General features: G+C 44.5%; 14 protein-coding genes. 3 read left to right on the top strand and 11 right to left on the bottom strand.

Annotated elements, in window-relative coordinates:
• Window positions 1–2 precede the first annotated feature (2 nt).
• The 3 genes from QH73_RS17865 to QH73_RS17855 all read right to left on the bottom strand — a co-directional run bounded on the left by QH73_RS17865 (window position 3) and on the right by QH73_RS17855 (window position 2,906).
• Window positions 3–701 carry an HAD family hydrolase gene (locus QH73_RS17865; RefSeq protein WP_039716065.1) on the bottom strand — a complete coding sequence of 233 codons (699 nt, stop codon included), beginning with the start codon at window positions 699–701 and terminating at the stop codon, window positions 3–5.
• Between the two features lie 164 nt (window positions 702–865).
• Window positions 866–1,993, bottom strand: a complete 1,128-nt coding sequence (hppD, locus tag QH73_RS17860) for a 4-hydroxyphenylpyruvate dioxygenase (protein ID WP_052290104.1) — start codon at window positions 1,991–1,993, stop codon at window positions 866–868.
• Window positions 1,994–2,198: 205 nt separating this feature from the next.
• Window positions 2,199–2,906 (bottom strand): SDR family oxidoreductase, encoded by a 708-nt coding sequence (locus QH73_RS17855; protein WP_039716066.1) that lies wholly within the window; start codon window positions 2,904–2,906, stop codon window positions 2,199–2,201.
• A gap of 352 nt (window positions 2,907–3,258) precedes the next feature.
• Between QH73_RS17855 and ftsH2 the strand changes: the two genes are divergently transcribed.
• Window positions 3,259–5,145, top strand: coding sequence for an ATP-dependent zinc metalloprotease FtsH2 (ftsH2, locus tag QH73_RS17850; protein ID WP_039716067.1), 1,887 nt, complete (start codon window positions 3,259–3,261; stop codon window positions 5,143–5,145).
• A 162-nt stretch (window positions 5,146–5,307) separates the two neighbouring features.
• Here the strand turns inward: ftsH2 and QH73_RS17845 are convergent, their stop codons facing one another.
• The 7 genes from QH73_RS17845 to QH73_RS17815 form a co-directional block, all read right to left on the bottom strand.
• Window positions 5,308–6,732, bottom strand: a complete 1,425-nt coding sequence (locus tag QH73_RS17845) for an ATP-binding protein (protein WP_132867344.1) — start codon at window positions 6,730–6,732, stop codon at window positions 5,308–5,310.
• Window positions 6,733–6,824: 92 nt separating this feature from the next.
• A complete protein-coding gene (locus QH73_RS17840; RefSeq protein ID WP_039716068.1) occupies window positions 6,825–7,625 on the bottom strand; it encodes an alpha/beta fold hydrolase in 801 nt (266 codons plus the stop codon).
• A 77-nt stretch (window positions 7,626–7,702) separates the two neighbouring features.
• Window positions 7,703–9,106: an ATP-binding protein gene (locus tag QH73_RS17835; RefSeq protein ID WP_039716069.1), complete on the bottom strand. Its 1,404-nt coding sequence runs from the start codon at window positions 9,104–9,106 to the stop codon at window positions 7,703–7,705.
• Window positions 9,106–9,492 (bottom strand): type II toxin-antitoxin system VapC family toxin, encoded by a 387-nt coding sequence (locus QH73_RS17830; RefSeq protein WP_039716070.1) that lies wholly within the window; start codon window positions 9,490–9,492, stop codon window positions 9,106–9,108. The genes QH73_RS17835 and QH73_RS17830 overlap by 1 nt, the downstream gene beginning before the upstream one ends.
• Window positions 9,492–9,722: a type II toxin-antitoxin system Phd/YefM family antitoxin gene (locus tag QH73_RS17825; RefSeq protein WP_039716071.1), complete on the bottom strand. Its 231-nt coding sequence runs from the start codon at window positions 9,720–9,722 to the stop codon at window positions 9,492–9,494. The genes QH73_RS17830 and QH73_RS17825 overlap by 1 nt, the downstream gene beginning before the upstream one ends.
• Window positions 9,723–9,891: 169 nt before the next feature.
• Window positions 9,892–11,559: an FAD-dependent oxidoreductase gene (locus QH73_RS17820; RefSeq protein ID WP_039716072.1), complete on the bottom strand. Its 1,668-nt coding sequence runs from the start codon at window positions 11,557–11,559 to the stop codon at window positions 9,892–9,894.
• A 204-nt stretch (window positions 11,560–11,763) separates the two neighbouring features.
• Entirely contained in the window at window positions 11,764–13,395 is a 1,632-nt protein-coding gene (locus tag QH73_RS17815) for a VOC family protein (protein ID WP_052290106.1), read from the bottom strand.
• 252 nt (window positions 13,396–13,647) lie between these two features.
• Here QH73_RS17815 and QH73_RS17810 point away from each other — a divergent pair, with 252 nt between their 5' ends.
• Together QH73_RS17810 and QH73_RS17805 are read left to right on the top strand one after the other, a co-directional pair.
• Window positions 13,648–14,100, top strand: coding sequence for a clan AA aspartic protease (locus QH73_RS17810; RefSeq protein WP_039716073.1), 453 nt, complete (start codon window positions 13,648–13,650; stop codon window positions 14,098–14,100).
• A gap of 75 nt (window positions 14,101–14,175) precedes the next feature.
• The gene (locus QH73_RS17805; RefSeq protein WP_039716074.1) at window positions 14,176–14,625 is read left to right on the top strand and encodes a thiol-disulfide oxidoreductase DCC family protein; all 450 of its coding nucleotides are present in this window, start codon (window positions 14,176–14,178) and stop codon (window positions 14,623–14,625) included.
• Window positions 14,626–14,718: 93 nt separating this feature from the next.
• On the opposite strand, the gene QH73_RS17800 is transcribed toward QH73_RS17805, so the two are convergent.
• On the bottom strand, window positions 14,719–15,156 hold the full coding sequence (locus tag QH73_RS17800) for a Tery_1686 family protein (protein ID WP_039717564.1): 438 nt from the start codon (window positions 15,154–15,156) through the stop codon (window positions 14,719–14,721).
• Window positions 15,157–15,172 lie beyond the last annotated feature (16 nt).

The raw sequence follows: 15,172 nt of genomic DNA, 5'->3' as shown, positions 1-15,172 counted from the left end.
TACTAGCTAGCTTGGGCAAATGCAGCGTTGAGAACGCACTCGACTGCTGCATTTAAATCTTTCACAATCAAATCGGGTTGGTACTGTTGTAGCCGAACGCGATCGCGAATTCCGCATTCTACTGCGATCGCTTTGATCCCGTGCTTTTTCGCGGCAATAATATCCGCTTCCGTATCACCAACCATCCAAACATCGCTAGCAGGGGGCAATTCTACTAAAGCCCTTGCCATCAACAAAGGTTTATCGTCAATGTCGCGAGTTTTCAGATAATCATTGCTCAAGCAATAGCAGCGATTTTCAGGAAAAAATCTGCCTAGATCGTGCTGTCCGAAAGCATAGTCCAGCTCGCGCACGCGACGCATTGTCATCACTGCTAAATCGATACCAGCTTGCTGTATTTGCTCTAAAGCTGCTACTGCGCCTGGAGCTAGTTTGTCATATTGAAAGTAAGGATGAGCGTGTACCATTTGTCGCCGCAAATTAGCAAATGTTTTAGCTTGGGTTTCGTCTAGTCCAGATAGGATAGCAATCTGTTTTTCAGGAACCTTAGAGCGCTTCAACTGCCAAAATTCCGCTTTACTTAACTGCGTTACAGCTTGTTCTGGATGGCGAGTTTTCTCTAAACATAATTGATATACGCGGTAGTATCGCTCCGACACATCAATAATGGGTCCGTCAAAATCAGTAATTAATCTAATCATTTTTATAGTTAAGATGCTAACTTTCATTAACACCTTAGCTCAGATGCCATAAGGCGAAATTTTGAATGTTTGATGGGTGAGTTTAGAAATGCTAATTAGTCATTGGTAGTTGGTAGTTGACAGTTGACGGTAGACGCTGCGTGAAGACAGTTGCTCTTTCTCCCTCAGCTCTCTTCCCCCGACTCCCGACTTCCAACTCCCAACTCCCGATCTTGAAGGCTACCCCGTTTCATCTGTTCTCGTTCGATCGCTTCAAACAGAGCGCGAAAATTACCTTCGCCAAAACCCGTGGCTTGGGAGCGGCGTTCGATAATTTCAAAAAAGAAAGTTGGTTGGGTAAAAATGGGGTGAGTAAAAGTTTGTAGCAGCAAAGCATCGGGGTGGGAATCTTGCCAGTCAACTAAAATTTGCTGTTGGGCGATCGCTTGTAACTCGTCAACTGAGATGGGAAATGATATTGGTAATCCCAAACGCTGCTGTAGCTGAGTGTAGTAAGTAGGAGGAACTGAAAGAAAAGATACGCCGTTATTGCGAAATTGCGCGATCGCTTCGATGATGTTGCTAGTTTTGAGGGCGATGTGTTGAATTCCCGCACCTTGATTGCAATCTAAAAATTCCTGAATTTGCGAATTAGGCGATGCAGGTTGATTGATTGGAAACTGAACGCAGCTATTACTAGAAACCATTACCTGACTATGCAAGGCAGAGCGATCGGTTTGAATAGTAAAAGCCTGCTGAGAGCGAAAACCCAAAATCTCTTCATACCATGCCACAGCCGTCTCCAAATCCCCCGCAGCAACGTTTAATACGATGTGATCGATACCTGTGATGGCGAGTCGGGAGTCGGGAGTCGGGAGTCGGGAGCGGGAAAATTTGACTTTTGACTTTTGACTTTTGACTTCTCCCTTGTCCCCCTGTCTTTCGATCAAAGTATGAGCCAGAGAACCCCAGGCAGAAATTTTGCTCCACTTGTAGCCTTGCTGTAATTGTGGGGGTTGTAAGACTTTTGCGTCGTGAGCGATCGCCTTTTGGACGATCGCTTCGAGATCTTCTACAACAAAGGCGACATCCGCCACACCAGGAGGATGGTGGCGCAAAAACTGCCAAACTGGACTGAAATGCGATCGCGGTGACGATAGAGCGAAGCAGACGAAACCACTCTTCACCACTTCTGTATCGGTGTAGCGATCGCGGCTGTAACTAGCTACAGTTTGAAAGCCTAATTTGTTGACAAACCAGTCACGCCAAGCTTTTGCATCTTCTACGTAGAAGTGAATCCGATCGATTTTCATATTTTTTGAAAATTCAGCATCACAGCCTATCTCTTTGTAAATTTTGCCTGTTTTGCTGAATTTACTATTCGCTCTTAAGCAAGAATTGCATAATTAGGGAGTAGGGAGTAGGGAGCAGGGAGTAGTGAAGAGTGGTTATTGGTACTTGGTAATTGGTAGTTGCTCCTCTCTGCTCCCTCTGCTTTCTTCCCCTGCTCCCTGCTCCCTAAAAAAACAAGTGACTGTCTGGCTGAATATTAATTTCCATCGGGACTGCTTGTGGTTCTGCTTGGAGGGCATAAAAGATAGCATTGGCAGCAGTTTCGGTACTGAGCATTTTTTTGCGATCGACTTTTAGCTGTACGTTGTCCCAGAAGGGAGAGTCTACACCACCAAAATAGAATAGCGTGAACTTCACACCAAAACGCTTCAACTCTTCCGCCATGCATTTGCTGAAACCAACTACACCAAACTTGGAAGCGCTGTATGCTGCTGCCATTGCCATTGAATGCTTGCCCAAAATTCCCACTACGTTACAAATATGACCAGATTTCTGCCGTTGCATTAATTCAGCTGCGGCTTGGCAGGTGTAGAAACTACCCTTCAAGTTTAGGTCTAACATCGCTTCTAGATCGGCTGGTTCTAGAGCATTGTAAGGCTTTAATATTCCTGCACCAGCTGCATTCACTAAAGCATCAATTTTTCCAAACTGAGCCGTAGTTTGCTCCATTAGGGCATTTACCGAGGCGCGAGCGGTGATATCTGTGGGAACAGTCAATACTGACTTAATTGACAACTGTGTTGCCAAGTCTTGCAGCGCGCTGCTGTTTCTAGCTGCCAACACCAGACGCGCTCCAGTTGGAGCTAGTTTGCGAGTTAAAGCCGAACCAATACCCCCAGTTGCACCGACAACTACAACCACCTTATCTTGCATCTTTCTTTACATTTGTTTACATCTCTCTACATGGTAGATGAATTAAGGAGCGAGGAGCGAGGGGCGAGGAGTGAGGGAAGAATTCGGAATTATCGGAATTAGTCGTGCATTGCGCATTGTTTAGTCACTGGTCACTGATAACTGGTCACTGAATTAGCGCGATCGCTTAAAATTACGTTAAATTTGATTAAGATAGTAATCAAACTACTGTCAGTATCTTCATACACTAGAAGATTTACTGATTGAAAGAAAAGTTAACAATATCTGTTTAAGGACTATATGTTTACGGGATAAAAGCGCCCGCCTGTAGTCAAACTGATTTGTTGTATCTACACCTAGAGGCAACTAACTGATGAAATTTTCTTGGAGAGTCCTAGTACTGTGGACACTGCCTGCTCTCGTGATCGGCTTTTTCTTCTGGCAGGGGGCATTTGCTGGCGCTCCTGCTGATATGAGCAAGAACGCCGCCAGTACTCGGATGACTTACGGTCGTTTTCTAGAATATCTAGATGCTGGTCGCGTCACTAGTGTAGACCTATATGAAGGCGGACGGACGGCAATTGTAGAGGCAGTCGATCCAGAACTGGACAATCGCGTTCAAAGGCTGCGGGTAGACCTGCCATACAGCGCTCCCGAAGTGATTGCTAAACTCAGAGCGGGAAATGTGAGCTTTGATTCTCACCCGATGCGAAATGACGGGGCAATTTGGGGTTTACTGGGTAATCTGATTTTCCCCGTGCTGTTGATTGGTGGGCTGTTCTTCTTATTCCGTCGCTCTAGTAATATTCCGGGTGGACCAGGGCAAGCACTTAACTTTGGCAAATCCCGTGCTAGATTCCAAATGGAAGCCAAGACGGGCATAAAATTTGATGACGTAGCGGGAATTGACGAAGCCAAAGAAGAGTTACAAGAAGTTGTCACCTTCCTCAAACAGCCAGAACGCTTCACCGCTGTTGGCGCACGCATTCCCAAAGGCGTACTGTTAGTAGGACCCCCAGGAACAGGGAAAACTTTGCTAGCAAAAGCGATCGCTGGGGAAGCAGGAGTCCCGTTTTTCAGCATCTCCGGTAGCGAATTCGTCGAAATGTTCGTCGGTGTAGGTGCATCGCGGGTACGGGATTTATTTAAGAAAGCCAAAGACAACGCTCCTTGTTTGATCTTCATTGATGAAATTGATGCGGTAGGCAGACAAAGAGGTGCGGGAATTGGTGGTGGAAACGATGAGAGAGAGCAAACTCTCAACCAATTACTCACCGAAATGGACGGGTTTGAAGGCAATACAGGGATTATTATCATCGCTGCTACCAACCGTCCTGACGTACTCGATGCTGCATTGTTACGTCCTGGTCGTTTCGATCGCCAAGTTACAGTAGATGCACCAGACATTAAAGGGCGTTTGGAGATTTTAAAAGTCCACGCCAGAAATAAGAAACTTGCTGAAACTGTATCTTTAGAAGCAATTTCTCGCCGCACTCCTGGCTTTACAGGGGCAGACTTAGCTAACTTGCTGAATGAAGCTGCTATTTTAACCGCCAGACGGCGCAAAGACGCTATCACCTTGTTAGAAATTGACGACGCTGTAGACCGCGTTGTGGCAGGGATGGAAGGCACGCCGTTGGTAGACAGTAAGAGCAAGCGATTGATTGCTTATCACGAAATCGGACACGCTTTGATCGGTACGCTGATTAAAGACCACGATCCGGTGCAGAAAGTAACGCTAGTACCACGCGGACAAGCCCAAGGTTTGACTTGGTTTACTCCTAGCGAAGAACAAGGATTGATCTCGCGATCGCAGCTCAAAGCTAGAATTAGCGGCGCTTTGGGTGGTAGAGCCGCTGAAGATATCATCTTTGGTACGGCGGAAGTCACAACTGGTGCGGGTAACGACTTGCAACAGGTGACGGGAATGGCGCGGCAGATGGTGACAAAATTTGGGATGTCAGATTTGGGTCCCTTGGCGTTGGATAGCCAAAATTCAGAGGTGTTTTTGGGTCGTGACTTGATGACTCGTTCCGATTACTCAGACGCGATCGCTTCTCGCATCGATACACAAGTTCGCGCTATTGTCGAAGATTGCTATGAGTTGGCGAAGAAACTCATCCGCGACAATCGCACCGTCACAGATCGTTTAGTCGATTTGTTGATCGAAAAAGAAACCATTGACGGCGAAGAGTTTCGTCAGATTGTGGCTGAATACACCGACGTACCTGAAAAACAGCAGTACGTGCCAACGCTGTAAGTTTGTACCTTTGTAACATTGATTCTGTTGGTTTTTGCCACAGGTTAGATCCCCCCAACCCCCCTTAAAAAGGGGGGCTTTTGTTTTGACTTTTAACTTTTGACTTTTAACTTTTGACTTTTGACTTGTTTTATAAAGGGGCTTTTGTTTTGGTTTAGGGAATTATGAAGCTGCGATCGGTAAACGTACTCGAAAACAGGTGTCTCCAGGCTTTGACGTAAAATTGATGTCGCCGTGGTGCTTGCCTACAATAATCCGATACGTGACATCCAAACCCAGTCCTGTGCCTTGTCCTACGCCTTTGGTGGTGAAAAATGGCTCGAAAATGCGGGACTGAATATTCAAAGGAATGCCCGATCCGTTGTCGGCAATTTCGACTACGATATGGTCGTGTTCTTGCCAAGTCCGCAGCCAAATCTTACCCTGTCCTTGCATGGCATCGATCGCATTATCAATTAGGTTCGTCCACACTTGATTTAATGCCCCACCATAACCGACAATTCGCGGCACGTTGCGATCGTAGTTGCGGATTACAGTTACGCCACCTTTGAGTTTGTGACTCAAAATTGTCACAGTGCTTTCTAGCCCTTGGTGTACGTCTACGTCTTGTAGGGGGGCGCGATCCATGTAAGAGTAATCTTTAATTGCCTGGACTAACTGAGAAATGCGATCGGCACAGCGATCGATTTCTTCAATTGCCCCAACACCTGTAAGAGATGCAGTCAACCACGCGATCGCCCCAGATAGGGCATCGGTAGGTATTTTCTGGGCGATGCTTTCTAGCCAAGTTGAATCTAACCCAGTTCCAACTAAAATGGGGGCGAGTTGCCAACTATTTTCTACTTGATGGGTTGTCAGCCACTCAGCTATTTCATCCTCGCGATCGCTTTGCGTTAGTGGATCGAGGGCAGAGATATTTTGCGCCCGTTGCACCGCCTCGCACTGCATATCAATCAAAAAGCCGAGTTGTTCGTTTGTCATCTGCTGCTTCAGCTTTAAAGTGAAGCAAGGTATATCTTGCCAAAGTTCGTGTAAGTGTTTGGCACTGCGTCTGACGGCGGCGGCGGGATTGTTCATTTCATGGGCGAGTCCGGCGGCTAACGTCCCCAAAGCGGCTAATTTTTCCCGTTGCTGGGCGATAGTTTGTACCGTTTGCATTCGCTGTGCCATCGTGCTGAGAATAGAGGCAGTGACGCAGGAACAGGTAGATAGTAAGCGCCAAAATGCGTCTTTTGGTAATTCAAAAATACGCGATCGCTTAACGGAAATTCCACTTGCCCAATAGGTATCTTGTCCCATTAACACGGGTAATTCGCCAAATAGGGTTTGCGTGTCGTAGGTAGCTAAAACGAGTTGCTGGTTCCCGACTTGCTGGGTAATCCGAATTTCTCCTTCAAGTAAGATAAATACGCAATCGGCTGGATCTCCTTCTTGACGGTGAACTTCTCCTGGTTCTCGCCATACTTCTTGTCCGCGATCGCACATCCACTGCAATTCTGTTTCTGGTAATTTGACAAATAGCGGTACTTGGCGGAGTGCGTCTTTTATATTGAGTTGCTGGCGGGGAGGATTTTGAGTGTTAGTCATAGTAAGTCAAAAGTCAAAAGTTAAAGGTCAAAATTAAATTTTGGAAACAAACAATTCTTAAATTTTTAATATATTTGTCATCGCGATCGCTTTTAAGCTACTTTAGCTAAAAATTGCATGACTGCTCGATTAAATATTTCTGGAAATTCCATCCAATAATTATGTCCACCTTTTTCCGATATGACTAATTCTGCATTAGGAATATTTGCGGCTAACTCCTCAGAAAAATTTAAAGGAATAAATATTTCATCTTTACCAATAAGTACCAAAGTAGGAACGGAGATTTGATTGAGTTTATTTCGCGTATTGTGTTCTAAAAGAGCAACGATTTGTCCTGCAAAGCCGTGCTTTGGTTGAGGATGTGGATGATTCAACCCCAGTTTTACCGCTGCTGTAACTCGCGCCTCATCTGCTAAAAATTCATCTGTAAACACCCATAAACAAATCTCTTGCAGTCGGGTTTCTGTAGAAACCTGTTCTTCCAGCATTTTTAACCATAATTTAGTGAGATATCTAGCTCTAGCTGGAAACTTAGCAGCTGTCGTTACTAAAATCAGACTTTTCACAATTTCTGGATATTTTAAAGCAATTTGTTGAGCGATCGCTCCGCCCATTGAAAAACCTAAAATATGGGCATTTTTAATATTTAAAAATTTTAACAATTCCACTGTATCGTCAGCCATCATTTCAGTGGAATAAGGTATATTAGGAGAATCAGATTGCCCTACACCGCGATTATCAAAAACAATCACTTGGTACTTTTGAGAAAATACAGAAATCTGATTTGTCCAAGCACTACTATCTAGAGCTAAGCCTTGAATTAAAACTAAAGACTCTCCACTTCCATGTACTTCATAGTACATATTAATATTGTTTAGCTTAACTGAAGGCATTTTTCTCTCCTTGTTTCCCTCTGAACTTTACTTAGATAGTAAAATACCTTCTATTTCTGCTTTTTTAGCTGAATATTTTAATTCAAATTTATGGGCAACCTAACCTGAAACTTTGTCTCTCCTGGTTTCGTTTCAAATCTAATATCACCTTTATGCTGTCCGACAATAATTCGCCGCACAATATCTAAGCCTAAACCTGTTCCTTTTCCCACTTCTTTAGTAGTAAAAAACTGCTCGAAAATCCGCGATTGAATTTCTGGTTTAATTCCGATCCCATTATCAATAATTTCTACCAAAACGCGATCGCCTTCTTGACTAGTCCTAATCCAAATCTGCCCTTTACCACCTGTAGCATCGATCGCATTATCAAGTAAATTCGTCCATACCTGATTTAATTGACTTCCATATGCACTAATTTTAGGTAAATTCCCATACTCTTTATGCACGCTAACGCCTTGTTTTAATTTATATTTGAGAATCGTTAACGTACTATTAATCCCTTCATGAACGTCCACTTCTTGAATGGGGGCGCGATCCATATAGGAATATTCTTTCATCGCTTTAACTAATTCACCAATTCGCCCCGAACTTTGTTGTAATTCGTATAACAATCCGCTTCCCGTGACTGTTGCTTCCAACCATCGTAATACGCTACTCAAACATTCAGGTGTAATATGAGCTGTAATTTCATCTAACTTTTCTGTTGTAATTCCAGCGTTAACTAGTGTAGGGGCAAGTTTCCAACTTTCTTTAACATGGCGATCGTCCAACCAATCAGTAACCTCATCTTCTGCTTCACTTTGGGCAATTGGATCGCGACGAGAACAAGTTTTTGCAGTGGCGATCGCCTGTTTATATAATTCGCACAAAAAATCGATTTGTTCTTTATTTAAAGGTTGCTGATGTAGTTGTAATGCTAACGCTGGTAACTGTTGTAAAATTTCATCTAAATTCTGGACATTTCTTTTCACCGCCGCCGCCGGATTATTTAATTCATGTGCCAATCCAGCCGATAAAGTACCAAGAGAAATTAATTTTGCTTGCTGTTGGGTGACAGATTCGTGAAGTTGCGATCGCTGCGTGGCAATTTTGAGAATACTGCGCCATACTTGAGGGCAGATTTCTAGCATTTGCCAAAAAGCTTCTGGATTGAGTTTATAGAGTGTAACCGGAGTTAAGGCGCGTCCGCTGGTAGGATATGGTTCATCTAGCAGTAAAATCAATTCTGCAAATACTTCTCCCGAACCTAAATTGACGGCATGTGCTGCTTGTCCGTCTACAGTTCGCGTCCATTCTGTAACTCCTTCTAAGATGACATAAAACCCATCTGGCGGATCTCCTTGTTTGGCAATTTGCGTACCCGCATCGAGTTGAATTTCCGTCCCGAGTTGAGTTAAACACTGTAATTGCTTGTCATCTAAATGAGCAAAAATTGGTACTTGTTGTAGGGTTAACTTAGCGTGCGTGCATTGTTCGCTCATTACCAAAGCCTCTGAATTGGATAAGAATCAAAAGCAGAATCGATACTCAATATTGGTAATTGTTCTACCATAGCTTGTGAAATTAACAGGCGATCGAACGGATCGCGATGGTGAAGCGGTAAGGATGCAACTACAGCCAGATGGTTTAAATTGATATTCAGTACATTGATGCTATTGAGACTAAGCTGCTGCTGGATAAATACTTGAAATGGTTGACTAAAACTTAGCTTGCCCGTACTTTGTTTAATTGCCATCTCCCAGATACTAGCTATACTAAGTAACTTTTCGTTATTCTCATCCTCAATAAACTCTTTAACTGAAATACTAAGTTTAGGGCTATTAGTAACAAACCAAATAAATGTATGAGTATCCAGCAATAGCCTCATTACATATAATCCTTAAAGTCTTCCAGAGGATCGTCAAAATCCTCTGCGATTGTAACTAAACCTACAGCAGTTCCAGCTTTGGCAGGATAGCGTTTTTTTTCTGTCGGTATTGGTACAAGCTGAACTACTGGCTGTCCGTCTTGTGTAATAATGACTTCTTCTCCACGCATTGCAGCTTCAATTAATTCTGATAAGTGTTGAGATGCTTCAACAAGATTAACTTTTCGCATAGCTATAACCTCTCTATTTCTACTTCTATCCTGGCTCAAAAATTGGAAATCGGTAATTGAGCGCATATCATTTTGACTTTCGTACGGGCGGGTTTACAAGATAATCTTTGTCGGAGTCAGAGTTGTTTGGTAAACCCGCCCCTACAACTTCCCTATTACCCATTACCATTTACAGCACATTACTCAAATAACGATGGATGAATTGGACACAAATCGATCCTTCACCGACGCTAGAAGCTACCCGCTTAATCGAACCGTGGCGCACATCACCCACGGCAAAAATCCCAGGTACGTTAGTTTCTAGTAAAAAGGGTTCTCGATCTAACGTCCATCCTTTCGGGCGGTGTCCGTTCTGGCTGAGATCTGTGCCAGTCAGCACAAAACCGCGATCGTCGCGTGTGACAATTCCATCTAGCCATTCTGTTCTGGGAACAGCCCCGATGAAGATAAATAGAGAATTAGCAGGAACGACTTCAGTTTCACCTGTTTGAGTATTTTGAATCGCGATCGCCTCTAAATTTGTCTCCCCTTTTACCTCCACCACCTGGGAATGCACCTTAACTGTAATATTTGGTGTCTCGGCAATTTGATCGATTAGGTATTGCGACATACTACTTGCAAGAGACTCGCCCCGTACTAACATCGTCACATGCTGGGCGTAGCGCGAAAAATACATTGCCCCTTGTCCGGCGGAGTTTGCACCCCCAATGATATAGACTTCTTCCCCTTGACAAGCTAGGGCTTCGGTTTGCGCCGCACCATAGTACACGCCCGCCCCAGTCAGCCGATCCATTCCTGGGACGTTCAACCGTCGCCATGAAACGCCCAACGCCAAAATCAAAGCATGACAGCTGATTTCGCTGCCATCGGCGAGAGTTATAATCCGATAGGGATCTTCTATCCGAATTCCCTGTACTTCTTGGGGATTAAGAATCTCTACACCAAAGCGTCTAGCCTGCGTTACTGCCCGTCTAGCTAAATCACCGCCACTCAAACCTACGGGAAATCCCAAGTAATTCTCAATCCGCGAACTCGTTCCTGCTTGTCCACCTGGGGCTTCTCGTTCGATTAGTACCGTGTGCAACCCCTCTGAAGCACCATAAACCGCAGCCGCTAACCCTCCTGGTCCTCCGCCTACAATCGCCAGATCGTAAAATGGTTTTCCAGCTTGAGTCTGTAGCCCAATTTTGGCAGCAACCTCCAAAGGTGAGGGTTTGAGCAAACTGGAACCATCCGAAAATAGCACTAACGGCAAACTTAATTTATCGCAGTCGGCATATTTAACTAAATCTCGCGCTTCCTCTGATAACTCAATATCTAACCACTGATAGGGCAATTGGTTGCGGGCAAGAAAATCTTTAATTTCGTGCGAATGAGGCGACCAGCGATTGCCAATAACCCGAATTCCATCAAAAGGCGGACGGAATTGCGATAACCAATCATCGAGGAGATCGTCTAATACTGGATACAACCTTTCCTCTGGTGGGTCCCAAGGCTTCATTAAGTAATAATCGATCCGCGTCGTATTGATAGCGCGAATCGCTGCGTCCGTATCTGCATACGCCGTGAGTAATGCCTTTTTCGTCTCTGGAAACATCTGTAAAGCCTGTTCCAGAAACTCTACCCCAGACATTTGCGGCATTCTTTGGTCTACTAAAAACAATGCTACAGGCTCGTTTCGCAGTTTAAGCTGTTGCAGTGCCTCTAAAGCAACTGCCCCAGACTCTGCCCGTAAAACGCGGAAGCGATCGCCATATTCCCGTCGCAAGTCCCGCGCCACCGCTTGCAAAACTTCTGGATCGTCGTCAACTGTTAAAATGACAGGCTTGGTTGTCATGATTTGGTTGATGGTTGTTGTTGATGGTTGTTTGTTGATGGTAAACGCTTCGCTACAGTACCCCTTCGGGGAAGCAAGCTACGTGAAGACGGCTGACAGTTGACGGTTAACTGATAACTGTCAACTGATAACTGTCAACTGTCAACTGATAACTGTCAACTGTCAACTGATAACTGTCAACTGTCAACTGATAACTGTCAACTGTCAACTGATAACTGTCAACAGCCATTGCTTAGCTGCTTGCACGTCTTCTCCACTCAAGGCGTGTCCGCCAGGATGCCAAGTGAGAGTTACATCAGCACCAGCAGTTTGCAATATTTTGACTAATCGTTCTGTTTCTTCTGGACTGACAATAGAATCGTTGCGTCCGGCTGCAATAAAAATGGAGATACCAGCAAGACTAGGTAGTTGTGACGGTTCGAGGGGAACCATCGGACGGAATAATACTGCTGCACTCAAGGTGTATGGACGGAGTAACAACATACTGACAGCGATATTTGCTCCATTGGAATAGCCTACAGCAACAACTCGATCTGGTTCAAATCCGTAGCTGTCAGCAGCAGTGGCAACAAAGTTAGCAAGTTCGTGGGTGCGGAATTTTAAGTCTTCTGGATCGAATACTCCTTCAGCCAAGCGCCGGAAAAACCGCGGCATTCCATTTTCTAAAACTTGACCGCGTGGGCTGAGTATTCCTGCATCTGGGATTAATTCTTCCCCCAGCCAAAGTAAATCGGTTTCATCGCCTCCTGTTCCGTGTAGCAGTAGCAGAGTGTAAGGTATATTTGGCTCGGCAGCAGGAATAAAACGGTGAGTAAATCCGAGTTGGGTTTGAGGGCGATGGTTGCTTCGCAAACCGCCTTTGGCATCGCTGCTACTAATCGGAGAAGTACCAGTTTGCGGTAGATATAGTGATGGCAAAATTGCTTCAATGCGCTGCCGTTTCTTTTCCAGCCAAGGGGGTAGCATCAGGTGAGTTCCCAATTCTGCTGGTGGTTCATCAACGGTAAAACCTGGGGCATCGGTAGCTAATTCAAAAATAATTCCCCCTGGTTCTTGAAAGTAAACTGAGTGGAAATACTGACGATCTAAGACTGGAGTAACGTTAAATCCTAAATTAGCGATCGCGCTTCTCCAAGCTGTTTGTGCCTCATCGTTACGAGTCCGCCACGCTACATGATGGACTGTCCCCACTGCTACCGCACCTTTCCAAAAATCTGGCGCACACCTGACATCGACAATTTTTCCCGATCCTCCTGCCCCAATTTGGTAGCGAAATATGTTCCCTTCTTGTTGCTGAAAATTCCACCCCAGCGTTTCTGTCAGCAACTTTGCCGTCAGTTCGTAGCCATCCTCACATAGCATGACTGTATGAATTCCCCGGATCGCGTGTTCTGCTGGAATGCCGCTAGTAGACCAAGGCGACGAAGTTTGAGGATTGGCTGTAGCTACTAGTTCTAACATCAATCCATCTGGGTCTTTAAAACTCAAGACAGACTCGCCAAACCGTTCTTCAGGACTTTCATAGCGGATGCCATATTTAATACAACGCTCGATCCAATAACCTAACGATGCTTGGGGAATGGCAAAGGATACAATCGTCGCTTGTCCCGTTCCTTGGCGACCCTTGGGCGCATCAGACCAGACAAAAAACGTCATAATCGTACCAGGTCGTCCTAATTCATCGCCGTAATAGAAGTGGTACGTTTCAGGATCGTCAAAATTGACAGTAACTTTGACTAGACGCAGCCCCAAAAACCCTGCGTAGAAATTGAGATTTTTTTGTGGGTCTGAGGCGATCGCAGTTACATGGTGAATTCCCAGGATTTCTTGGCTCATGTCGTTTTTCTGCTTGCTGTGAGGACACTATGACCAGCCCGTACACTCTATTTCTGAGTTTTCTATATAGCTCTCGAACTTTTAAGAGTATCTATTTAGTTATTTCCGCCACTAAAATCGAACAGCACAGACTCATGCAAATTACTTAATTTATACCTTGTTTTTCGTCTAAATTGTCTGCCTAATATATTTTGTCAGAGCTACCATAAAATCATCAAAAAGTAAAGTCTTTATGAGAGAGGCAATTAAATTATGATAAGTTTCAATCGAATTGATGTTGCAGTTAGCGAGCATATGGGAGCAGTCCGAGTACCAGTCAAGCTTACGAATGCTGTTGATGAAGATTTAATTAGTCGAGGATTACTGAATCCCGATAGATTGCGCGTGTATGAGATTGAAGCACTAGTAGACACTGGTGCAGTTCGCACTGTTGTACCTATGGCGATCGTGCAGCAATTAGGATTAAGAATTCGCGCTCAGCAGCTTGCGAAATATGCTGATGGTAGAGAGGAAATGGTAGGAATAACTAGCCCTGTAATTATTGAAATTATGGGACGGGAAACAACTGAAGCGGTGTTAGTAACTGGGGATGAAGTCTTAATTGGTCAAACTGTATTAGAAACATTAGATTTACTAGTAGACTGTAAAAATCAGCGTTTAATTCCCAATCCCGCTCATCCCGACCAGCCCGTTTTTCGGATCTAATTCAGTTATCAGTTATCAGTTATCAGCTAATTCCAACTTACGACTTACAACTTCCCATTACCTATTACCACGCCAATGAACCAATATATCGTTATCTTTGATGGCAATTGCAATCTTTGTACTACTCTGGTTCAATTATTAGAAAAACTAGACCAAGGACAAAAATTTCGCTATGTATCCATGCAAGATGAAACTGCCTTGCAACAGTGGGGGATTACATCTCAAGATTGCGAATTGGGGATGATTTTAATTGATGCTAATACTCCCAATCGTCGTTGGCAAGGTACAGCTGCCGCTGAAGAAATTGGCAGACTATTACCGATGGGTGAAATATTTGTCAATGCTTATCGTTCTCTACCTGGCTTAAAATGGATCGGCGATCGCACTTACGAGCAAATTCGCGATAACCGCTACACTCTATTTGGCAAACGCGATACGACATATCAGACAGTATATACTGCCGATTGTGGCTGCGCTTCTGGGGAAGTCGGGAGTCGAGAGTCGGAAGTCGGGAAAGAGAATTGAGGGAGCAATTCAAAATTCAAAAAATAGTAGTCAGAAGTCAGAAGTCGGAATGAAATGGTAACTAGTCACTGGTAACTGGTAACTGGTAACTGGTCACTGCTCTCTACTCCCTTGACTATTAAATACCTCCATGATCTTGCGGCAAATCTGCTTTAACTTGTCCCTAGATTCCGGTTTGGGTTTTATTTCGCCTTCACAACGCCATTCCTCAACAGTAGAAAATTGCCACTGTTTGCCACGATGATCGAATCCAGCCGCTTCCACGCCGATGCAACGCCGGACATCGCTAAGAGGATCTTGATAAAACCGAATTTGAATTAAGATACTGCGACTCTGAAACGCTTTACTCCAACCAGGAAAATGAAAGCCAATATCGATTGAGTCTGGATCTACCAACTCCAAAGTTTCTGGGTCATTTGTCCAAGGTTTGAGATCGGCTCTAATTTCAGGAAACTCTGCTTTGAGTAAATTTACCACCGTAGCAATCTTACTTGTAAACTCCAGATTAATCGCTTGCTCGGCTGCATTCACGCGAAACACTCCTGTA

The organism is Scytonema millei VB511283, from assembly GCF_000817735.3.
Lineage (GTDB): Bacteria > Cyanobacteriota > Cyanobacteriia > Cyanobacteriales > Chroococcidiopsidaceae > Chroococcidiopsis > Chroococcidiopsis millei_B.
Note: the sequence above shows the minus strand (reverse complement) of the source record. Positions and strands in the feature narration are given on the sequence as shown.